Source organism: Clostridioides sp. ES-W-0018-02 (assembly GCF_020658175.1).
Taxonomy (GTDB): Bacteria; Bacillota; Clostridia; order Peptostreptococcales; family Peptostreptococcaceae; genus Clostridioides.
In genome coordinates, this window is sequence record NZ_JACVVY010000003.1 from 66,622 (window position 1) to 88,347 (window position 21,726).

At 28.4% G+C, this 21,726-nt stretch carries 19 protein-coding genes; 15 read left to right on the forward strand and 4 right to left on the reverse strand.

Annotated features, from left to right (window positions below; genetic code table 11):
- Positions 1-15 precede the first annotated feature (15 nt).
- The gene (locus IC219_RS09155; RefSeq protein WP_227830954.1) at positions 16-1,230 is read right to left on the reverse strand and encodes a 6-phosphofructokinase; all 1,215 of its coding nucleotides are present in this window, start codon (positions 1,228-1,230) and stop codon (positions 16-18) included.
- A 397-nt stretch (positions 1,231-1,627) separates the two neighbouring features.
- On the opposite strand from IC219_RS09155, the gene IC219_RS09160 reads away from it, so the two are divergent.
- Both IC219_RS09160 and IC219_RS09165 read left to right on the forward strand, forming a co-directional pair.
- A complete protein-coding gene (locus IC219_RS09160) occupies positions 1,628-2,344 on the forward strand; it encodes a pentose-5-phosphate 3-epimerase (protein WP_227433836.1) in 717 nt (238 codons plus the stop codon).
- A gap of 133 nt (positions 2,345-2,477) precedes the next feature.
- Positions 2,478-3,104, forward strand: coding sequence for a YitT family protein (locus IC219_RS09165; RefSeq protein ID WP_227433837.1), 627 nt, complete (start codon positions 2,478-2,480; stop codon positions 3,102-3,104).
- Positions 3,105-3,171: 67 nt separating this feature from the next.
- Here IC219_RS09165 and IC219_RS09170 read toward each other — a convergent pair whose 3' ends face one another.
- A complete protein-coding gene (locus IC219_RS09170; protein WP_227830953.1) occupies positions 3,172-4,716 on the reverse strand; it encodes a BglG family transcription antiterminator in 1,545 nt (514 codons plus the stop codon).
- A 25-nt stretch (positions 4,717-4,741) separates the two neighbouring features.
- The gene (locus IC219_RS09175; protein ID WP_227433839.1) at positions 4,742-5,380 is read right to left on the reverse strand and encodes a transaldolase family protein; all 639 of its coding nucleotides are present in this window, start codon (positions 5,378-5,380) and stop codon (positions 4,742-4,744) included.
- A gap of 311 nt (positions 5,381-5,691) precedes the next feature.
- On the opposite strand from IC219_RS09175, the gene IC219_RS09180 reads away from it, so the two are divergent.
- From IC219_RS09180 to IC219_RS09205, 6 genes are all read left to right on the forward strand, one after another.
- Entirely contained in the window at positions 5,692-6,843 is a 1,152-nt protein-coding gene (locus tag IC219_RS09180; RefSeq protein WP_227433840.1) for an iron-containing alcohol dehydrogenase, read from the forward strand.
- Between the two features lie 12 nt (positions 6,844-6,855).
- Complete coding sequence (locus IC219_RS09185; RefSeq protein ID WP_227433841.1) at positions 6,856-7,668, forward strand: Cof-type HAD-IIB family hydrolase; 813 nt, start codon at positions 6,856-6,858, stop codon at positions 7,666-7,668.
- 25 nt (positions 7,669-7,693) lie between these two features.
- A complete protein-coding gene (locus IC219_RS09190) occupies positions 7,694-8,185 on the forward strand; it encodes a PTS glucose transporter subunit IIA (protein ID WP_227830952.1) in 492 nt (163 codons plus the stop codon).
- Between the two features lie 265 nt (positions 8,186-8,450).
- On the forward strand, positions 8,451-9,854 hold the full coding sequence (locus IC219_RS09195) for a Sapep family Mn(2+)-dependent dipeptidase (protein WP_227433843.1): 1,404 nt from the start codon (positions 8,451-8,453) through the stop codon (positions 9,852-9,854).
- A 20-nt stretch (positions 9,855-9,874) separates the two neighbouring features.
- Positions 9,875-11,515 carry a PTS transporter subunit EIIC gene (locus tag IC219_RS09200; RefSeq protein ID WP_227830951.1) on the forward strand — a complete coding sequence of 547 codons (1,641 nt, stop codon included), beginning with the start codon at positions 9,875-9,877 and terminating at the stop codon, positions 11,513-11,515.
- 167 nt (positions 11,516-11,682) lie between these two features.
- Entirely contained in the window at positions 11,683-14,505 is a 2,823-nt protein-coding gene (locus IC219_RS09205; RefSeq protein ID WP_227830950.1) for a DEAD/DEAH box helicase, read from the forward strand.
- An 18-nt stretch (positions 14,506-14,523) separates the two neighbouring features.
- Here the strand turns inward: IC219_RS09205 and IC219_RS09210 are convergent, their stop codons facing one another.
- Positions 14,524-14,922 (reverse strand): (deoxy)nucleoside triphosphate pyrophosphohydrolase, encoded by a 399-nt coding sequence (locus tag IC219_RS09210; RefSeq protein WP_413927430.1) that lies wholly within the window; start codon positions 14,920-14,922, stop codon positions 14,524-14,526.
- Between the two features lie 555 nt (positions 14,923-15,477).
- On the opposite strand from IC219_RS09210, the gene IC219_RS09215 reads away from it, so the two are divergent.
- The 7 genes from IC219_RS09215 to IC219_RS09245 all read left to right on the forward strand — a co-directional run bounded on the left by IC219_RS09215 (position 15,478) and on the right by IC219_RS09245 (position 21,726).
- The gene (locus IC219_RS09215; RefSeq protein WP_227481945.1) at positions 15,478-16,212 is read left to right on the forward strand and encodes an enolase N-terminal-like fold-containing protein; all 735 of its coding nucleotides are present in this window, start codon (positions 15,478-15,480) and stop codon (positions 16,210-16,212) included.
- 4 nt (positions 16,213-16,216) lie between these two features.
- Positions 16,217-17,227 carry a FecCD family ABC transporter permease gene (locus tag IC219_RS09220; protein WP_413926936.1) on the forward strand — a complete coding sequence of 337 codons (1,011 nt, stop codon included), beginning with the start codon at positions 16,217-16,219 and terminating at the stop codon, positions 17,225-17,227.
- A 1-nt stretch (position 17,228) separates the two neighbouring features.
- Positions 17,229-18,008 carry an ABC transporter ATP-binding protein gene (locus IC219_RS09225; protein ID WP_227433848.1) on the forward strand — a complete coding sequence of 260 codons (780 nt, stop codon included), beginning with the start codon at positions 17,229-17,231 and terminating at the stop codon, positions 18,006-18,008.
- Positions 18,009-18,027: 19 nt separating this feature from the next.
- Positions 18,028-19,116: an ABC transporter substrate-binding protein gene (locus IC219_RS09230; RefSeq protein WP_227481946.1), complete on the forward strand. Its 1,089-nt coding sequence runs from the start codon at positions 18,028-18,030 to the stop codon at positions 19,114-19,116.
- Positions 19,117-19,234: 118 nt separating this feature from the next.
- A complete protein-coding gene (locus tag IC219_RS09235; protein ID WP_227433850.1) occupies positions 19,235-19,930 on the forward strand; it encodes a GTP-binding protein in 696 nt (231 codons plus the stop codon).
- Positions 19,920-20,975, forward strand: a complete 1,056-nt coding sequence (locus tag IC219_RS09240; RefSeq protein ID WP_227481947.1) for an ATP-binding cassette domain-containing protein — start codon at positions 19,920-19,922, stop codon at positions 20,973-20,975. The genes IC219_RS09235 and IC219_RS09240 overlap by 11 nt, the downstream gene beginning before the upstream one ends.
- Positions 20,953-21,726, forward strand: coding sequence for a Rossmann-like domain-containing protein (locus tag IC219_RS09245; protein ID WP_227481948.1), 774 nt, complete (start codon positions 20,953-20,955; stop codon positions 21,724-21,726). Before IC219_RS09240 ends, IC219_RS09245 begins: the two co-directional genes overlap by 23 nt.

A 21,726-nucleotide genomic window follows, 5' to 3' on the forward strand; every position in this document is an offset into this window, starting at 1 on the left:
AATCATAATAATTGTCTAGTAAATGGTTGAAAAATGAGGTAATCCATCTTTATATTTAATATCTGGGTTACCTTGAATAAGTGGAGATAAATAATCTAGAGCTTCCTCAGTTATATGATTGTATTCTTCATTTATCCATTCTTTAGGGAAATACTTTGTCTTATTAGCTATCTTAGCAATATCTGTATGACTAACTTCATACTTATAAGGAGTATTACTTATTCTATTAAGGATAGCCATAACTCCTGTATATCCTTTTTGAGAGAGTTCTAATCCATGTGCACCAACTTCAGTAGCTTGTCTCAAATCAGTCTCTGAAGCTAAATGCATAGCACATCTTTGTATTACACCAAGTTCTAAAGTTTTTACTCTTGTTGTAATTGATGATGATACTATAAGGTCTTTTAGATAATTACTTACTCCACCTAATTGAGAATGACCAAATTTATCATGAGCAGAAGTGTTTTGCTCACATATAAAGTTGTCATCTTTATCTCTTATACCTTCTGATGCAACTATATAGACCTTATTTTTTTCTCTAAAGACTCTTCTAACATCTTCTACAAACTTATCTTCATAGAACTCAATTTCTGGAATATAGATTAAATCAACTAATGGAGTGTCATTGAGTCTAGCAAGTGCAGACGAAGCAGCTAACCATCCAGTATCTCTACCCATAGTTTCAACTATGAATATACCATTATTTTTATATATAGAAAAATCTAAGTAAGTTTCCATTATTAGTGTAGAAATAAGCTTTGCAGAGGAACCAAATCCAGGACAGTTGTCAGTTCCTAATAAATCATTGTCTATTGTTTTAGGAATCCCTATAAACTTTATTTTACAAGTAGTGCTTTTACAATATTGAGAAAATTTCATTACTGTATCCATAGAATCATTTCCACCTATATAGAATAATGTGTCTATTTCATATTCATCTAGTATATTTATGACCCTGTCATAGTCGTAAGAATTTACTTTGTAATCAGCAAGTTTATATCTACAGGAACCAAGACCAGAAGAAGGAGTTTGTTTTAAGTTTAGTATATCTTTTTTATTCAGATATTCCGAATCTATAATATTTTTATTTAGTATACCTTCAATTCCATTGATACCAAAATACACTTTATCAAAGTATTTAGTTTCTAAATTCTTTTCATAAATACCAATGGCAGAAGCATTGATAACAGCGGTAGGGCCTCCAGATTGGGCAATAATACAGTTTCTCATTTTACATCTCCCTTTTATTAATATTATTATGAATGATGCTTTTTGTTAAGCAAATTTATATTTATAGTCTGATTATATATTAAGTAATCTAGTGATATCAATTGAGTAAGTACAGATAATAAATACCATAAAGATGTGGTAAAAAATAACTTTCTATACATAGTTAATGTCTATAATTTGCCACAATATAAAGGTACTTTTAAGGAGTAGTGAAACTGTTGTGAAAAAAATTATATCAGTGTAATATTAATTTACAAAGCAAAATAAGTTCAAAGTTCACAAAAAAAGAATAAGTTTATAGAAGAAATACGGACATCAATAAAAGTAGAAGTACATTAAAAAATATCAAAAATTAATATCTAATACTAATTAAAGTAAAATATGGAGGTATATAAATATGAAACACATAAAAATAGCAGCAGGATTAGCACATGTAAATTATGGGCACATATCAGCAGTGGTTAAGGAAGCGATGGATGCTGGTGTAGACTACGTACATTCAGATGCAGCTGACATGCATGACTTAAAAAATATGCAACTTATGGGTGGACATCAAATAATAGAAGCAATAAGACCAGTAACAGATAAACCAATAGAATGCCATATATACACAAGAGATTGCGATAGATTATTTATAGAAAAAATAGCAGCAGCAGGGTGCAACATGTTAATAATTCCAGCTGAGCAATTCTTAGGAGCTCCTCTTGCATACATAATAAATTACTGTAGAGAATTTGGGATGAAAATAGGATTAACAGTTGGATGTTACACACCATTATGCTTTGTTGATGAAGCTATATATGATATAGATAGATTACAAATAGTCGTTCATGGTGTTGATGAAACAGATGGAAAAGATAACTGGGGATGGAGAAAGAGTTCTGTTGATTTAGTTAAGAGAGCTAGAAAAATGATAGATGAAAAGAATCCCAAGTGTGAGTTAGCAATAGATGGTGGACTAAGAGCAGATAATATGGAGCCATTAATAGAATGTAATCCAGATGTTGTAATATTATCTTCAGCGATATTTAAAGATAAAGATGGTATAACAGCAGGTGTTAAGAATTGTAGAAAAGCGATAGACGAAGCAACTGTAAAGTTTGGTTTAGAATAGGTAAATAACTATGATAAAAGATATGCTTTCTTAATGTTTTAAGGAAGCATATCTTTTATGAAAAGTTATAGGAAATTAGAATAATATGATTGGTTTTTTATACTGAAATAATGTAATTATTGGAGGATATTAAATGAAAAAAGAAATGATAAAAGACTATTTATTGATAACAATATCAGCATTTTTAATGGCATTAGCAGTTAATTTTTTCTTTGCAGAGCATACATTAGCTCCAGGGGGTATAACTGGGTTATCAGTTGTACTTAGTACATTTTTATCAATACCTGTTGAGAATATATCTTTAGGAATATCTATGCCACTTCTAGTAATGGGAGTATTGTTTTTAGGTAAAGGCTTTGGAGTAAAAACATTATATATAACTCTTATGGGTCCACTTTTCTTAAAAGTAATACCAAAAACTCATATAACGGACAACTTATTAGTAGCAGGGGTAATAGGTGGATTATTAGTTGGAACTGCTATAGGTATAGCGATAATAAGGGGATGTAGTACTGGTGGAACTGATTTAGTAGCAATGCTTCTTAATAAGGTGGTTAAGTTCTTGAAGTTACCAGCTATATTATTTATACTAGATGGATTTATAATAGTGGCATCTGGAATCATAAGTAAGAACCTTATGATATCTGTATATTCATTAATATCTTTACTGTTAATAATAAAAACAATAGGATTTGTAACTACAAAATTTGCAAAAAATACTGAAGAAACTAATAATATGAATAGTGCTTGTACTCAATAAAAATAATAAAATTTACTTTACATATAAAAAATATCAAGATAACTCAGGTCACCTTGATATTTTTTGTTTACTTAAAAGATAGTATTTTATTCTTTTCGGAATATAGTTTTTTAATAATCACACTAAGTCTGGAGATATCGTATTTACCTAAAAGAGCATTTATATTTATTAACTCAGCGTGATGCTCAAAGTCTACAGGAGCAGTAGTTAATATTAAATCTATATCATCAAAATTTGTAAATGAGATAGAAGAGAGAGATATGGACTCAACCATATTAATTTGATTAAATTCAAAGCATAATTTTTGAACTAGTAAGTTAGATACACCAGCACTACAATGACATATTAAAATAGTATTTAAAGGAGCTTTACTTCTATCTATTGCTGATATTAAATATAAAGCAAGATACCCTATTTCATCTTCATTAACTTCATAATTCATCAACTGTTTGATAACAGTATTAGACTCTTTAGCAGCCTTATATGTATATGGGAATGTTCTTTTTATATCATTTAATACAGGATTTGTAATAGTAAATCCATAGCTTATTCGATGTAAAGCTGACTTAAGATGATTCGCAAGAGACTTTATTAATATAAAGTCTTCTTTTAAATTTAAATTTAGTATATTACCCCAATGAGTAGCTATTGCTTCAGATAGGTTATACTCTGTAATTTCTTCACTTTTAAGGGGTTCAAGAGGAGTAGATTTCTTTATGGATTTAAGCAATCCTTCTATATGAAGAAGCATATAGCAAATCTCTTCATCAATAAATTCTACATAAAAAGCGTCACTTAGATTAGAGGATAAAGTCTTAGCTTTTTCAAAGCATTCATGTTCTAATAATTCTCTAAAGAAATTTTCAGATAAATTAATGTACCTATTAAGAGAAACTCTTTTTATACATATAGCTATATCTATTAAGAAGTTTATATAATACTCATCACTAAGATTATTTTTTTCTACTTGCAAACTATTTAGAGTAATCTGAGACAATTTCTCGAAATCATAATTGAATAGCTCCTTAAAGATTCTTGTTGAAGGAGTACTATTAAATTTATCAGATGTTGAGAATAATATTTCTTTAAGTTCAGTATAACTTTTATTAGAAGTAGTAAGTTCAAAAATTGCTTTTCTAATATCTTTTTCTTTACCTTCTAGATATACACCATTATTTGTTTTTCTAACTAGTGTTACTTTAAAGTTCTGCAAGAAATTTTGAATAACTACCAAGTCTTTATGTACAGTAGCTCTACTAACATGTAGTTCATTACAAATATCACGAATCCTAAATTTCGAATTTTTAATAAACAATTTACTCAGAATATATCTTTTTCTGTCTTCAGGAGAGTATGCATATATACCATTTGATTTATCATTGATATCTCTAATAACTTTAAGTTTTATATCTTCATTACCTAGAATAATAACTCCTGAACCAGTCTTTTTATCTAAGGATAAATTAAACTCTAAAAGCCATTCATCTAAAATAACAAGGTCATTACGAATAGTTTTATTGCTAACATTTAATTCTTTGGCAATAGTATTTACAGTAATATAGTCTGAGTTATTTAGCAATAATTCTGCAATATCTAATAATCTTTTGTTCAATGTAACCCCTCCTAAATCTTAGTTGCTATTTAACTTGGGACCAATCTTTTTCAAAAGTATTGGAACCATCTATTGTAAGTTGGCTAAAAGAAGCTTTTTTAAATAAATCATATGTCACAGCTGCATAATCACATCCACAAAGAGATGCTTGAGTTAAGTGAAATACATTTTTGATAGAAGCTGCAACAACTTTAGTCTTATATTCATTTATTGATATAAGCTTACATATTTCTGTAAGGTTTTTTATACCATCATACCCATTTTCATCATTTCTTCCTATAAAAGGAAATATATAATCAGCACCTGCATTTATAGCTAAGGATGCTTGATTTACATTGAAAATTAATGTACATGCAGTTTTTACACCTTTACTATTTAATGTATTTATAAGTTCTAAACCAGCTTCAGAAAAATTTATTTTTATTATGGTGTCCTTGTTTATATTTGATATCTTATCACAAGACTCAAGTAATTCATATAAATTATTCCCTATAACTTCAGCAGTTAATATTCCTGGATTTAAATTAGTACACGCTTCAAGGAATTCATAAAAGTTTACATTTTCTTTAAGATACATAGATGGATTAGCTGTTATTCCTTTAAATCCATACCCTAAACACTTTTGAATCTCATTAAGATTTGCACTATCTATTAAATATTTCATAATTTAATTCTCCTTTAAGTTATTGATTACAATAAAAACTCTCTTTTATTTTTATTAGTCATGGTCTCCATTTGAAGACAATAATTTTTATTTGTAAAATATTAAGTTAATTATACAATAATATTGTTTGTAAAATTGTCACATGACCACTTAATAAAATTTACATAATGATATGGTAATAATAAAACATTGATTGTTTATTAATTGCCATAAGCTTTAGTAAATAAGAGTTAACAGTTAAAGTATTGCCTTAAAAATCCTGTGATAGGTATAATTTTAGTATGAAATCAATAATTTAAGGGAGGAAAAATATGATTAACTTTTATCAGCCATCAAGAATAAATTTTGGACAAGGGACTTTAAGTGAGTTACCTAGAATAGTAGAAAAATATGGAAAGAAATGTTTATTAGTTACTACTCCAAATGTAGAGCCATTAGACAAGTTATATGAAAGAATTAGATTAGGTTTAATAGAAAAGGGTATAGAAGTTGTACACTTTGATAAAGTAGAGCCAAATCCAACTGTAGAACTAATAGATAAAGGATTTGAACTAGCTAAAAAAGAATCTGTAGATGTTGTTTTAGGCGTTGGTGGAGGTTCTAGTATAGATACTGCTAAGATGTTAGCCTTAACTTTTGGACTAGAAAAAATAGATTGGGATTATATGTTTAGTACATATACAAATGCATTTAAAATATATGATAAAGTAAGTGAAAAAGAATTACCATTAATAGCTGTATCAACTACTTCTGGAACTGGAAGCCAAGTTACACAAGCAGCAGTAATATCAAGAGGAAGTGAGAAAAATACAATATTCCATCAAAATTGTTTCTCAAGAGAATGTATCATAGACCCAGAACTTATGCTAACTTTACCAGAGAGAATTACTGTATCAACAGCATTTGATGCCTTTACTCATGCATTTGAAAGTTACATAAACCCAAATGCTAACGATTTTACAGAGATAATGTCTGAAAAATCTATGGAATTAGTTATTAACTATTTGCCTAAGGTAATGAAAGAAAAAAGCAATATAGAATATAGAACAAAATTAGCAGTAGCAGATACATTAGGTGGAAGTTCGCTAGCAAATTCTGGAGCAGCAGCACCACATCCACTAAGTGAGATAATAGGTGGAGTTACACATATTCCTCATGGTGAAGCTTTGGCTATAGTGTTTCCAGAATTTGCAGAAAAGTTTTATGAAAATAATGTAGCTAAATTTGCTAAAGTAGCAAGAATGTTTAATGAAGAATTAAAAAAAGTAGAAGATAATGAAGCAGCTAAAGCTTTAAAAAATGAAATAGAAGGTTTTTTGAAGAGAGTAGGGCTTAAGACAAAAATGTCTGAGTTTAATGTAACAAAAGAACAATTAGAAGAAATAATAAGTTGTCCAGTTTTAGGTTTTTTACCATTTGGAAAAAAAGAAGACCTTGTTGAAATATTAGAAAAATCTTACTAGGATGTGATACAAATGAATTATAAATTAATTTGTACTGATATGGATGGAACCTTATTGGGAAATGGATTTGAAATATCAGAAGAAAATATAAGGGCGTTAAAAGAAGCTATGGAAAAGGGAATTAAGATAGCATTAGTTACTGGAAGACCTTATAATGCCATGAAATACTTTACAAGTGTTTTAGGAGATAATATATATATTATCTCAAATAATGGAACATATTTTAATTTACCAGGATATGAGTATAAGAAAATTTTAAGTAAAGATGCGCTAGAGAAGATATATAGAATAGGTGAAAAATATAATTTAAATAGACATTTTAAGGGATGTAAAAGAATTATAGCTAACAATGAAATAGGAGAAGAACATCCATATAGATTAGTAAATAATAAAAATAAAGAAGAGGATAAAATTGAAATAATAGAAAATGCAAGTTGTGAAATTCTATTAGAAAGAGCTGAAGATGAGATTTTGAAATGTATATTTTTCTCAGAAAATTCAGAGTCTTTAAGAAAGGCGAAGGAAGAGTTTAAAAGCCAAGAAGATTTAGAAGTAGTAAGTTCTGGAAAGATAAACTTTGAAGTTATGAGTAAAGGGACATCGAAGGGTATTGCATTAAAAAAGTTTTGTGAGATATTAGGAATAGATAGCAAAGAAGTTATTTGTATTGGTGATAATGAAAATGATATATCTATGATTGAATTTGCAGGTCTTGGTATTGCTATGGGAAATGCTACAGATGAAGTAAAGTCTAAGGCAGATTTTGTAACTGATACAAATATAAATGATGGTGTAGCGAAGGCTTTAAGAAAAGTATTGGCATAAAATTTTATAGTGTGGAGAGTGTATTATGTTTAATATATTTAAGAAAAAAGAAAGTAAGATTGAGAAGATATACAGTCCTTTTAAGGGGAGTTTAGTTAATTTAGAGGATGTGCCAGATGTAGTTTTTGCTCAAAAGATGATGGGTGATGGGGTAGCTATAATACCAAGTGAAGGTAAGTTATATTCTCCCGTCGATGGTGAAATAGTTAGTATATTTGATGCAAAACATGCTTTAATGATTAATAGTATTGATGGTACAAATATATTAATACACATAGGTTTAGAGACAATGTCACTAGAAGGAAAACCATTTGATGTCAAAGTAAAAGCAGGAGACAAGGTAAAAGCTAAGGATTTAATAATGGAAGTAGATTTAGACCTTATAATATCAAATGATTTAAATATAATAACTCCTGTAGTAATAATAAATGATGCTGATGCTGTGAAAAGAACAGTAAAAGAGAGGTTAGAGCCTATAGAGGTAGATACTAATAGCATAATAATGGAAGTTGAGTAGATATAAAAGGATGTAGTTAAGGCTACATCTTTTTTAGTGATTTTACTTGAATAAAATCACATTAAATTTAGATATGATGATTCAATTAAAATAATAATAAATGGTAGAATATGATTTTGTCGCAATCTGTTGATTATTTACCGTATCATTATGGTAATTTAGAGAAGTATTTGAAATATTGAAAAAACAATATTCAAAATTTATAATGTAGATATGAACTGAAATGCTTTGTAAAACTAATATAAAGGGGTGATAAATAATTAAGATGATAGTGAATAAAGAGCTAATTATTGATTATTTAAAATCCAATCAAGAAAGTATCATAAATGATATTAGAAGTCTAGTTGAGATACCTTCAATTAGAGATGAAAGTACCATAGATATAAATCAGCCATTTGGGATAGAAATAAGAAAGGCATTTGATAAGCTTATACAAATAGCAAAAGATAAAAATTTTGTTGTAAAAGATTTTGATGGATATGCAATCCACATAGAATATGGAGAAGGTGAAGAGGTAGTGGGGGTACTTAATCATATAGATGTTGTACCAGTATATACTAAAGAGTTGTGGCTGAGTAATCCTTTTAATGTTTGTGAAAAAGATAATCATCTTTATGGAAGAGGTGTTAATGATAATAAAGGGCCTTTAGTAGGAATTTTATATGCATTACTTTTCTTAAGAAAACTTAATATAAAACCAAAGAGGAAAATTAGATTAATCGTAGGTGGAGCTGAAGAAACAACTTGGGAATGTATGGAGCATTACTTTAGTATTAATGAACAACCAAAGTTTGCATTTTCTCCAGATGGTAACTTCCCAATAGTAAATGGAGAAAAAGGCATTTTATACTTTAATCTAAGAAAAAAAATAAATGAAGATAAATTTAGAAATCATAATTTAGTTGAGATAAAATCAAACAAAGAAGATGGATTTGTATGTGATAAAATTGAAGCTATCTTTAAAACTAATGATAAGAAAGATTTAATAAAGTCATTAGTTTATTATACAGAGATAGAAGAAATTGAAGAAGAGAAAATATTAGTAAGATATATAGGAGAAAGAGCTTTATCAAGAAACCCACACAGGTCGTATAACTGTGCATTCAATTTAGCAAAGGACTTAGATAAAATCAAGGGGCTAAATGATAAGGGAATCATAATAAAAGATATTTTAAATTCATACTTTACAGATGATAATCATGGAAAGAAATTGGGGTTATATACAGAAGACGTAAATATGGGAGTTTCTACACTATGTATAATGAGTATTTTCTTAGAAAAAGATGAGTTAAATATGAAAATAGATTTTAGATATCCTAAAGGGATAAGTCTGGAATTTATAACTAATAGAATTAATGAAGTTGGGAAAAAAGAAAATTTAATAGTTGATACATACAAAGATTTGAAACTATTGTATGTAGAACCAAATAGTGAATTAATAAATAAATTGTCAAATGCATATAAACGAGGTTTTGGAAAAGAAGTAGAACTTTTTACAAAAGGAGCTGCATCTTATGCAAGAGTACTAGAAAATGGGGTTGCATTTGGCCCTACAATAGATGGAGATATACCAAATTCACACAAGGCAAATGAAAATATAAGTATAGATACACTATATAAAGCGATAGAGGTTTATATATATGCCTTGTATAATTTAGCATTTCAATAAAAAGTGGAGGAAATGATACTATGAAGGATAAATTACAAGTACTTTCTGGAGCGATGATGATTCCTGTCATATTACTTGTTGTAGCAGGAGTATTTATAGGATTAGGATCAGCTTTTGCAAATATGGAAAACGTTTCTGCCTTGGGGCTTAGTGGATTAATACAGGAAGGTTCATTCATAAATGTATTCTTTAAAGTAATAAATGACCTAGGATTTATGGTAATGAGATATTTACCAATATTCTTTGTTACTGGCATATCTTTTGGATTATCCAAAAAGGAAAAAGGATGGGGTGCATTAGGAGGAGTTGTTTTATTCATAGGAATGCACACAGTTATAAATACATTATTATCAGCACATGGTATAAGCTCAGATACAGTTACAGCAGAGGCATTTATGAAGTCTGGCTTAAGTGAGGTTGAAGCATATAGTCGAAGTTCTTTATATGGTTCTTTTTTAGGAATATTCTCATATGATTGTAGTATATTTGGAGCTATAATAGCAGGATTTGTAGCTAGTACAATACATAACAAATTCGTTGACACAGAACTTCCTAGTGCATTGTCTTTTTTCTCAGGTCCAAGGTCTTCAATGATTATGATGTTTATAGCGGCAATAGTATTGGGTACAACAATGTACTTCATATGGCCACCAGTAGGTCTAGCATTATCTAAACTTGGTAACTGGATAGGTTCAAGTGGATTATTAGGAACTTTCACTTTCGGAGCAATGGATAAAGCATTACTGCCATTTGGTATACACCACTTAATTGCATTCCCTATAGAATACACAAGAGTAGGTGGAACAATGGAAGTAGGAGGAGCAATTTATGAAGGTGTTAACAATATAAGGTTAGCTCAAATGGGAGACCCAGATACACTATCATACATAACTCGTAACTTTACAACAGGACGTTTACTAATACATTTTGCAATATTACCAGCAGCAGCTTTAGCTATGTATAAGTTATCTGACAATGTAAATAAGAAAAAAGCAATGAGTATATTGATACCAGCAATAGTAACTGCTATGTTAGTGGGTGTAACAGAACCTATAGAGTATACATTCTTATTTGTTGCACCATTATTGTACTTTGTAGTATATGTTCCACTAGCAGGATTAACATATGTATTTACAGAAATGTTTAATGTATCTATAATGGGAGAATCATTTAGAAATATGTTCCCAAATTTATTACAACCTCAGAAAGTGGATGCACTACCTTTATTATTTTTAATACCAATATTCTTTGTAGTTACTTATGTAATATTCACATGGGCAATTAAAAAGTTTGATATAAAGACACCAGGAAGAAGCTCAGAAGAAGTTAAGCTTTATAGTAAGAAAGAATACAGAGAAAGACAATCTGGAGAATCTGTTAAAGCAATAGCTAATGATGCAGGAGAAGACAAGGACACAGAACTTGTATATTCTATAATAGAAGGTTTAGGAGGAAGTGGCAATATAAAAAATATTACTAATTGCGCAACTAGACTTAGAGTAGAGTTAAATTCAATAGATGGATTTTATGAAGATGGTTTTTGGGTAAATGAGCTAGGTGCAAGTGGAGTTGTTAGGAAGAAAAATTCAGTTCAAGTTATATTTGGGCCAAGAGTTATTACAATAGCATCTAAAATTAAAGTTGTGTTAGGTGTAGATTAATAGATATAGAACCATGCAAATTATATTAGTTTGTATGGTTTTATTTTTTATTTATTTAATAGGCAAGATATGTCTAATAATTAAGTAGCTATACAAGTGAAAATAAGGATTCTTATTTATTTTTATGCTATAATTTAAATATATTTATAACAATTAAGGGGAAAACAATGCAGGAGTCAAAACAACTAATTATAAATTCAAAATATAGTAATTTATTAAATGAATTAAAGAAAAGCTTAAAAGAATGTAAAGCATTTTATTTTAGTGTAGCCTTTATAAATTATAGTGGAGTACAGTTGTTGCTAGATACATTTAAAGAATTGGAAGAAAAAAATGTAGAAGGTAAGATAATAACTACTACATATCTAAATTTTACAGAGCCAAAAGCATTAGAAAAAATACAAGAATTTAATAATATAGATATGAAAATATTCATAGCAGATAGAGAAAAAGGGTTTCATACAAAGGTATACATTTTTGAAAATGAAGACAACTATAAAATTATAATAGGTTCTTCAAACATTACTCAAAGTGCATTAAAAAGCAATATAGAATGGAATGTAAAGATAGTTTCAAAAGAAGAGGAGCCATTTTTAAAAGATGCATTGAAAGAGTATGACAACCTTTGGAAAATGAGTTCAAATCTTAATGATGAAGTGTTACAAAGATATATGTTATTTTTAAATGAAATTAAAAGAACAGAATTAAAAAGAAAAATGGTGTTTGATAATTTTGTACCTATCAGACCTAATAAGATGCAAATAAAAGCTATGGAAAATCTAGAAAGGCTAAGGGCTCATGGAGAAAATAAAGCCTTAGTTATTGCAGCTACTGGAACAGGAAAGACATATATGTCCGCATTTGATGTAATGGAATTTAAACCGAAGAGATTATTATTTATAGTTCATAGGGAAGAAATTTTAAAAAAAGCCAAGGAAACATTTGATAGATTGTTAAGAGGAATAAATTTAAAAACAGGTCTATTTACTGGTAATGAAAAAAACTCTGAAGCAGATTATCTATTTGCAACAATACAGACTATGAATAAGTATTACACTGAGTTTGAAGAGGATTGTTTCGATTATATTATAATTGATGAAGCTCATCATAGTGCTAGTAAATCATATCTAAATATTTTGAATTACTTTAAACCTCAGTTTATATTAGGTATGACAGCTACTCCAGAGAGATGTGATAGTTTAAGTGTATTTGAGCTTTTTGATAATAATGTTGCCTTAGAAGTTAGATTGCATGAAGCACTTGAAGAAGATTTAGTAATACCATTTCATTACTTTGGTATAACAGATATTGAAGGTGTAGATTTAGAAAATGTTAATTTAGAGGATACGTCAGAGTTAGCTAAACGTTTAATGATACACAAAAGAGTAGATTTTATTATTGAAAAAATGAATTTTTATGGGCATGATGGACAGTTTAGAAAATTATTAGGATTCTGTGTAAATATAGAACATGCAAGATATATGGCTGAAGAGTTTAAGAAAAGAGGAATAAATAGTGTTGCGCTTTGTGGTGAGGATTCTATTGATAAAAGGCAAGAATATATTGAACGATTAGAAAGTAATAAGGATAGTTTGCAGGCTATATTTACTGTTGATATCTTTAATGAAGGTGTTGACATACCTTCTATAAATACAATTTTAATGTTACGACCTACTGCATCTCCTATAATATTCATTCAACAATTAGGGAGAGGGCTTAGAAAAAGTGGAGATAAAGAATTTTTAACAGTACTTGATTTTATAGGAAATCATAAGAAAACTTTTTTAATCGCTATAGCTTTAAATGGTGCAAGATATTATGATAAGGATAGCATAAAGGTAGCTGTAAGTACTGATTTCGCTAACATACCAGGATGTACTCATATTCAAATTGATGAAATTTCTAAGGAAAGAATTCTAACACAAATTGATGGAGAAAATTTTAGGTCAGCACAATATTTGAAGGATGAATATAATCAATTCAAAATCTTATGTGGAGGAAGTGTACCATATTTCTTATTAGATTATATAAAATTTGATGGTTCACCAGACCCAGCTAAGTTTATAGATAAAGATGGGACTTATTTAAGTTTTGTAGGTAAGACAGAAAAGGATGATAGTATAAAAACATTATTAATGGATAAGAATTTTGAAAAAATATTAAAAGAATTAAATACTAGTTTACCTTTAAAAAGAATAAATGAATTTATTATACTTAAATATTTATTAAATCATAATAGTATTAACATAAAGATAGCAAGTAATGAAATATTGAAGTATATTAATAAAATAGACCCTGATAGTGTAATTCATGCTTTTGAATGTTTAAATCATCAATATTGCGATTCATCAATAATAAAAAGTAAGGTTAAACTAATAGAGTATAAAGGTGATACTTTATATAGAAGTAGTATATTTACACAAATAATTAATGATAAAAAATATAGAAAATATATAGAGGATGCTATTACTTATGGGATTATTAGATATGAAAAAGAGTTCAAAGAAGATTACTATGGAGTACCATTCTTAAAATTATATGAACAGTACAAAATGATTGATATAGCATTACTTTCTAATTATAGAAAGATTCATTCTGCATTTAGGGGTAGTGGACTTTTAGTTAATGGGAATGAATATTTCCTATTTATAGATTTGCATAAAGAGGAAGGAATAGACGAAAGGATAAATTATAAGGATAAATTTTTAAATCAAAATTATTTTCAGTGGCAATCTCCAAATTCTACACGACAGTTGACTGATAGAGGTAAGAATTTAATTCATAATAAAGATAGAAAAGTTAACTTGCACTTATTTGTGAGAAAATATAAAGAAATAGATAAGAAAGCACAACCATATATTTATATAGGTAAGGGTGACACTGTAGAATATAGTGGGGAGAAACCTATAACCATGAAGATAAAACTTCATCAAGAAGTTCCTGTTAAAATATATAGGGAATTTATAAAAAAAGTAGAGATAATGAAATAGGGATATATTAATATATCCCTATTTCATTATCTCTTTTACAATAGGGATATCTGCAGGTGCCCATACTAAAGAGCTTAAGTTTTCCTTTTGAAGGTAAATTAACTTAGAGTGTTCATTAGGTGTAGGAAACTCTTTTATTAATGAACATTTTATACCAATTAAGTTTACTATAATTTTTTCATATTCATGAGTGTTTTCAGCAAATACAATATCTGCTTTTACTTTACAACTTAATTCTTCTTGTATTTCTCTTTCTATTGCATCAAATAAAGATTCTCCTTCTTTAACTTTTCCACCTGGAAATTCCCAATGATTTGGTAGAGACATATTTGGAGCTCTAAGAGCGCATAGAATTTCATTATTCTCATTTTCTATAATTGCAGCAACTACTTTTATTGTTTTTTTCAACGAAATCACCTCATAAAATAAAATACCATAATTAATAAATTTAAACAAATTTAAAATTATAAAGTTAATTGTAAGTACAATAGTATATTTTTATTTCTTGAACTTTTATAAATAGAAAATATCATTTTAGATAGAACAAAGACTGTATTTAGTAATTATAAATTTTTTAATAATATATTTATTAAAGGTAGGTACATATTAAAATAATTTAAATCTTAAACAATGATGTAATATTAGTAAAAAGAGATAAAAATGAAATTATTGTATTTGTCAAAGCAATTAGTTTAAAAAAATAGTGGGACAAGTTATAAGTGAAAATGAGATAGATAAAACCTATATACTTAGAAAATTCGTTTAAAAGGTGTGAAAAGAATTAATTTATAAAAAATTCTTTGATATGTAATATTAAGATATTTTTATGAGGTTGTACTGTGTAGTTAAATACGAAAATACAATTAAACATGGTAAAACATAATGAAACATAACTAAAAATACAGAAAAATATAAAAAAATATAGCTAAATATAATAAAACATAATATAATTACTTTGAAGGGGGTGACAAAATGTGGGAGTTTTATAATAATTTAATAGATAAAATACCAGAAAACATAAGAGTAAAAGATTTTATTATAGGCTCAGAGTTTGCTATGGTAATAACAGATTATGGAGCAGGTATTAGTCATTTATTATCTGATAAAAGATTTCCTTTTGAAAACGATATAAAAATAAATATGTCTTTAAAAGATTTATGCAAGTCAATTAAATCTTGGAATTTTATAGAAGCTAGTTTAGGATTAGCAGCAATAAATTCTTATTATAATCAGAATATTTGCAATAAAACATTAAGCCTAGAGAAAATTAATCATCATTTCATTTCCATGATTGATGATTCATCAAAAAAAATAGCAGTAGTAGAGGGAAATCTTCAAAATAAAAATAAAATTAAATTTAGATATGATGTGGATTTTTTCAATAGAAAAATAGTAGAAGAGGATTACAACATATCAGCATATGGATATTTAGTAGAAAACTATGATAGTACATATTTAGGTGGAGACTTAATTATTAATAAACATTTAATAAAAATAGCAAATGATTCACTTAATAAAGAAAGCATAATTTGTGATATATCGACACCTATATCTTCAGATTTCAAAAAATTAGGCATAAAAAATATAGGTGGATTTGTTGTAGATGATATAGATAAATGTTTTAATTTAGTAAAAATAAGTGCACCTTATGAGGATATTGAAAAGACAGGTAACATAATGAAAATAGTAGAGACAAAAGGGGATTAAATAAGTGAATAAGAGTGCAAAAAGTAATAAGTTAATTATGTTTTGTTTAGTTATAATATTGATTACATTGATATTAGTATCACTAGCACTTGGAAAATATCCAGTAGAACCACATCAAGTATTTGGAATTTTAGTTTCGAAAATATGTAATATAGATAAGTTTTGGACAGATAGCATGGAAACTATATTTTTAAATGTTAGATTACCAAGAATAGTACTTGCATGTTTAGTAGGTGGGGCATTGGCAGCTGCAGGAGCATCATATCAATATATTTTTTTAAATCCTATGGCATCACCAGATATACTAGGGGCATCATCAGGAGCAGCATTTGGAGCTGCTTTAGCATTATTTCTTTATAAAAGTGGTAGAGAGGTTACAGTTAGTGCATTCATCTTTAGTTTAATTACTGTAATTTTAGTCTATTTGATAAGTGAAAGAACAAAGGGAAGTAAAGTGTTAGGCTTAATTTTATCTGGTATTATGGTAAGTTCATTATTTTCTTCAGGTACATCTTTTATAAAACTTGTAGCAGACCCTAATGACCAGTTACCTGCAATTACATATTGGTTAATGGGAAGTTTATCAGGAGCTAAAATATCTGACATAAAATTTGCAATTATTCCTATGTTAATAGGTATAGTACCTCTAATACTTATTAGCTGGCAAATAAACATATTGACTGTAGGAGAAGATGAGGCAAGAACGATGGGGATAAATACAAAGCGTATAAGATTTATTACTATTATATGTGCTACACTTTTAACTTCTGCAAGTGTTGCTGTAAGTGGAATGATAGGTTGGGTTGGTCTTGTAATACCACATTTATCTAGAAGATTAGTTGGAAATAATTTTGTTTATTTATTGCCAACATCAGCTATGTTTGGAGCATCGTTTTTGTTGTTAGTTGATAATGTATCTAGAAATTTATGGACTAGTGAGATACCTATAGGTATATTAACATCGTTTATTGGTGTACCATTTTTCATATATCTGATTACGAAAAGAGGGGATTAATATGATTTTAGAAGTTAAAGATCTCAGTTATTTTTATAAAAATCAAAATGTACTTAATCAAATATCCTTTAATGTTGAAGGTAGTCAGTTACTATGTATATTAGGACCTAATGGTGCAGGGAAAAGTACTATGTTTAAGTGTATACTTCAGTTATTAAAAGGATATAAAGGTGAAATATTATTGGATGGAAAAAACTTGAAGGATTACAAAATTAAGAATCTAGCAAGAAAAATAGCTTATATCCCTCAGTCTCATAATCCCGTATTTAGTTATTCTGTTGTTGAAATGGTATTGATGGGAACAACATCACAAATTTCACCTATGTCTAAACCTACTAAAAAACAAATGGAAATAGTTGAAGAATCTTTAGACAAAATAGGAATTTCTTATTTAAAAGATAGGAATTTTATAAATTTAAGTGGAGGAGAAAGACAATTAGTACTTATTGCAAGAGCTTTAGCTCAAAATGCAAAGATACTTATTATGGACGAGCCAACCTCTGATTTAGATTATGGTAATCAAATTAGAGTATTAAATACAGTAAAAGAATTAACAAGGGATGGATATATAATAATTCAGTCAACACATAATCCAGACCAAGCCTTTTTGTATGCAGACAAGGTTTTAGCTTTATACAATCATGAAATATTAGCTTTTGGTGTGCCTAAGTACATAATTAATTCTGGTCTAATTAAAAAATTATATAACATAGATGTAGAATTAAACAGCTTATATGATGATAAAATTAGAGTCTGCATACCAAAAAGTGTAACTATATAATTTACTTAAGGGGGATAAAATGAAAAAGAAATTATTATCATTGTTATTGGTATTAACTTTAGCAATAACATCTTTAGTTGGATGTACATCGTCAAATGGTGATGCTAAAGAAAAAAAAGAGGATAAAAATGCATCTAAAACAATAATGTTTACTGATTCAGTAGGTAGAAAAGTTGAGATTCCAGCAAATATTGAAAAAATAGCACCTTCAGGAAGTTTAGCACAAATCGTACTATTTTCAGTAGCACCAGATAAGCTAGTTGGACTATCAGGAGATTGGACAGATGATTCAAAAGACTATGTGGATAAAAAGTATACTAGTCTTCCTGTTTTTGGTCAATTTTATGGTAAGGGAGATTTAAATATGGAAGCCCTTGCAGCAGCAGAACCACAAGTAATTATCGATATAGGTGAGAAGAAAGGTAGCATGAAAGAAGATTTAGATTCTATACAAGAACAAACAGGTATACCAACTATATTTATAGAAGCTACAACTGCTAATATGTCAGAATGTTACACTAAGCTAGGAGAAATCTTAAATGTAGAAGATAATGCAAAAGTATTAGCTGATTACTGTAAAACTACTTATGATACAACTGTAGAAACGATGAAGAAAATAGGTGATAAGAATAAAGTAAACCTTGCTTATTGCGTAGGAGACACAGGAACAAATGTAATCGCAGAAGGGTCTTTCCACTCTGAGATTATTAATATACTTGCAAATAATGTTGCAAAGCTCAATGACCCATCAAGTAAAGGCAATGGAAATGAAGTATCGTTAGAACAATTATATTTATGGAATCCAGATGTAATAGTGTTTGCACCACAGAGTATATATAGTAAAGTAGGAAGTCAAACTGAATGGCAAAAAATAAGTGCTATATCTAGTGGTAAATACTATGAAGCACCAAGTACGCCATATAATTGGATGGGATTCCCTCCATCTGTAAATAGATATATGGGTATGATTTGGCTATCTGAAATACTTTATCCAGAGAATTTTAATTATGATTTAAAAGAAAAAACAAAAGAATTTTATAAGTTATTTTATCATGTTGATTTAAGTGATGAACAATATAGCAAATTAACTAAAAACGCTATTAAATAGTATATAGATATAAAGTTACTAAATAATGTTTAGACATAAAGTTATTAAATAATATATAGACATAAATTAAAAGAAAGTAGGATTTTACCTACTTTCTTTCGTAAAAAGGGGAATTGATATGAAACTAATTACAGTAGCAGGGCCACCATCATCTGGAAAAACATCTGTTATTCTTCATCTAATTAAAGCTATGGAGGCAGAAGAAAATAAGGTTGGAGTAGTAAAGTTTGACTGCCTTACATCTTTTGACCAGATTAGATATGAAGAGAATAATATACCTGTTCAAATTGGACTATCTGGTAAAATTTGTCCAGACCATTTTTTTATAAGTAATATTGAAGATGCACTTTATTGGTCTAAAAAATTAAACTTAGATATTTTAATTACTGAAAGTGCAGGGCTTTGTAATCGTTGCTCACCCTATATAAAAACTATACCAGCAGTTTGTGTAATAGATAATTTATCAGGGATAAATACACCTAGAAAAATAGGACCAATGCTAAAATATGCTGATATTGTTGTAATTACAAAAGGAGACATAGTATCACAAGCAGAAAGGGAGGTATTTTCCTTTAATGTACGTCAAGTAAACTCAAAAGCTAAGATAATATTTATAAATGGAATCACAGGACAAGGAGTATTTTTACTTAAGAAATATTTAAGTGATATAAAAGAAATAACCACGCTTAGGGAAAAACAATTACGTTTTACAACACCAGCATCAGTGTGTTCTTACTGTACTGGAGAGACTAGAATTGGAGAATCTTATCAAATGGGAATGATAAAGAAAATGGAGTTTGACTATGAAATATGATAATTATGAAAATTTACTAAACATGTCTATAAAAGAGATAAAAGAAAACTACTCTATGGCCTTTGATTTTTTCTTAAATTACAATCTAAGTAATGTAGATGATTCAATTACTTTTAATAATCTAATAGAATCTTTAGATGAGGAATTTTATATAACTTTTGGGATAGAAAAAGAAGAATTATACATTAAATTGGTGGAGTTTTTAAAAGAATTTGGCCAAGATGAAAAGAGTTTAAATATAGAAAGCATTACTATTAATGGTGGGTACAATAAGCTAAAAGAAAAAGAAGCTATCTCATTGAAAATAAAGGCTGGAGAAATTATAAGTATTGTTGGACCTACAGGTTCAGGAAAAAGTAGACTGTTAGAGGATATTGAATGTTTAGCCCAGAGAGACACTCCTACTAACAGACAAATATTAATAAATGAAAGTATTCCAAGTGATGAAACTCGTTTTGTTATGGATGGAAAGCTAGTAGCTCAACTTTCACAAAATATGAATTTTGTAATGGATTTAACAGTAGAAGAATTTTTACAAATGCACTCTAAAAGTCGTTTTTGTAAAAATCAAGATGACATAGTAAAAAAATGCTTTTATTGTGCTAATAAACTAGCTGGAGAAAAATTTGAATTAACCACAAAGATAACCCAATTATCAGGAGGCCAATCAAGAGCTCTTATGATATCGGATACTGCATATATGAGTTCTTCACCAATAGTTTTAATTGATGAAATTGAAAATGCAGGTATAGATAGAAAGGAAGCTCTAAGACTATTATCTAAAAAGGAAAAAATAATTTTGATTTCAACACATGACCCTATATTAGCTTTAAACGCTAATAAAAGAATAGTTATTAAAAATGGTGGAATTTCAAAGGTAATATCTACAACAGATGAAGAAATAGAAAGTATTAAATACATAGAAAGCTTAGATAATATTTTACTAGATATTAGGCACAAGGTTAGAAAAGGTGAAGTCTTAAATAGAAAAGAAATAGAAAGTATTGTACAGGAGGAGGTAAATGACTTTGTGGGAACTTTATGATGATTTAATAGAAGGAATTCCTAAAGAGATAATAGTTGAAGATATAGCTGTTGGGCAACATAATATTTTAGTAAGAAGTAGTGTAGGTAGTGGTATAGGTTTTGTATATAGTGAAGATGGACGTCCTCCAGAGTTTGTAAAATCTTTTAAAGGAAAATCTTTATATGAAATAGCTGGATGTATTAAGTCTTGGAATATCACAGAATCAGGAATTGGCTTGGCTGCAATAAATTCTTATTATAATTCTGTAAAAGTTTCAAAAGAAAATAATATAAAGTTAAATGAAAACAATTTTATAGAAGATAGAACTAATGACCCTTTTATTTCATACCAGAATATGATAAGGGGAAAAAAGGTAGCGGTTATAGGTCATTTTCACTATTTAGAACAACTATTTGCACCTGTTTGTGATTTATCCATAATAGAAAGTGAAGATATATATGGTGATTATCCAGAGACTTCAGCACCATATATCTTACCTGAACAGGACTTTGTAGTTATATCTTGTTACACATTAAGTACAAAAACTTTTCCTTGGTATTTAGAATTAAGCAAAAATGCTTATGTGGTATTGGTGGGTCCAGCAACTCCAATGGCACCTATATTATTTAAGTATGGAGTAAATGATTTATCAGGATTTGTAATTAAAGAACATGATAAAGTAATGAGCATAATAAGTGGAAATGAGAGAAATAGTATGTTTTACAGTACAGGTCAGAAAGTAAATTTAAAAGACAGTGGGGAAATTTAA

Excerpts from the sequence above, each read along its gene's own strand:
- IC219_RS09235 (WP_227433850.1), top strand. The coding sequence starts at position 19,235 with ATGAAACTAATTACAGTAGCAGGGCCACCATCATCTGGAAAAACATCT.
- IC219_RS09205 (WP_227830950.1), top strand. The coding sequence starts at position 11,683 with ATGCAGGAGTCAAAACAACTAATTATAAATTCAAAATATAGTAATTTA.
- IC219_RS09225 (WP_227433848.1), top strand. The coding sequence starts at position 17,229 with ATGATTTTAGAAGTTAAAGATCTCAGTTATTTTTATAAAAATCAAAAT.
- IC219_RS09155 (WP_227830954.1), bottom strand. The coding sequence starts at position 1,230 with ATGAGAAACTGTATTATTGCCCAATCTGGAGGCCCTACCGCTGTTATC.
- IC219_RS09240 (WP_227481947.1), top strand. The coding sequence starts at position 19,920 with ATGAAATATGATAATTATGAAAATTTACTAAACATGTCTATAAAAGAG.
- IC219_RS09175 (WP_227433839.1), bottom strand. The coding sequence starts at position 5,380 with ATGAAATATTTAATAGATAGTGCAAATCTTAATGAGATTCAAAAGTGT.
- IC219_RS09200 (WP_227830951.1), top strand. The coding sequence starts at position 9,875 with ATGAAGGATAAATTACAAGTACTTTCTGGAGCGATGATGATTCCTGTC.
- IC219_RS09160 (WP_227433836.1), top strand. The coding sequence starts at position 1,628 with ATGAAACACATAAAAATAGCAGCAGGATTAGCACATGTAAATTATGGG.
- IC219_RS09230 (WP_227481946.1), top strand. The coding sequence starts at position 18,028 with ATGAAAAAGAAATTATTATCATTGTTATTGGTATTAACTTTAGCAATA.
- IC219_RS09165 (WP_227433837.1), top strand. The coding sequence starts at position 2,478 with ATGAAAAAAGAAATGATAAAAGACTATTTATTGATAACAATATCAGCA.
- IC219_RS09245 (WP_227481948.1), top strand. The coding sequence starts at position 20,953 with ATGACTTTGTGGGAACTTTATGATGATTTAATAGAAGGAATTCCTAAA.
- IC219_RS09180 (WP_227433840.1), top strand. The coding sequence starts at position 5,692 with ATGATTAACTTTTATCAGCCATCAAGAATAAATTTTGGACAAGGGACT.
- IC219_RS09185 (WP_227433841.1), top strand. The coding sequence starts at position 6,856 with ATGAATTATAAATTAATTTGTACTGATATGGATGGAACCTTATTGGGA.
- IC219_RS09195 (WP_227433843.1), top strand. The coding sequence starts at position 8,451 with ATGATAGTGAATAAAGAGCTAATTATTGATTATTTAAAATCCAATCAA.
- IC219_RS09190 (WP_227830952.1), top strand. The coding sequence starts at position 7,694 with ATGTTTAATATATTTAAGAAAAAAGAAAGTAAGATTGAGAAGATATAC.
- IC219_RS09215 (WP_227481945.1), top strand. The coding sequence starts at position 15,478 with ATGTGGGAGTTTTATAATAATTTAATAGATAAAATACCAGAAAACATA.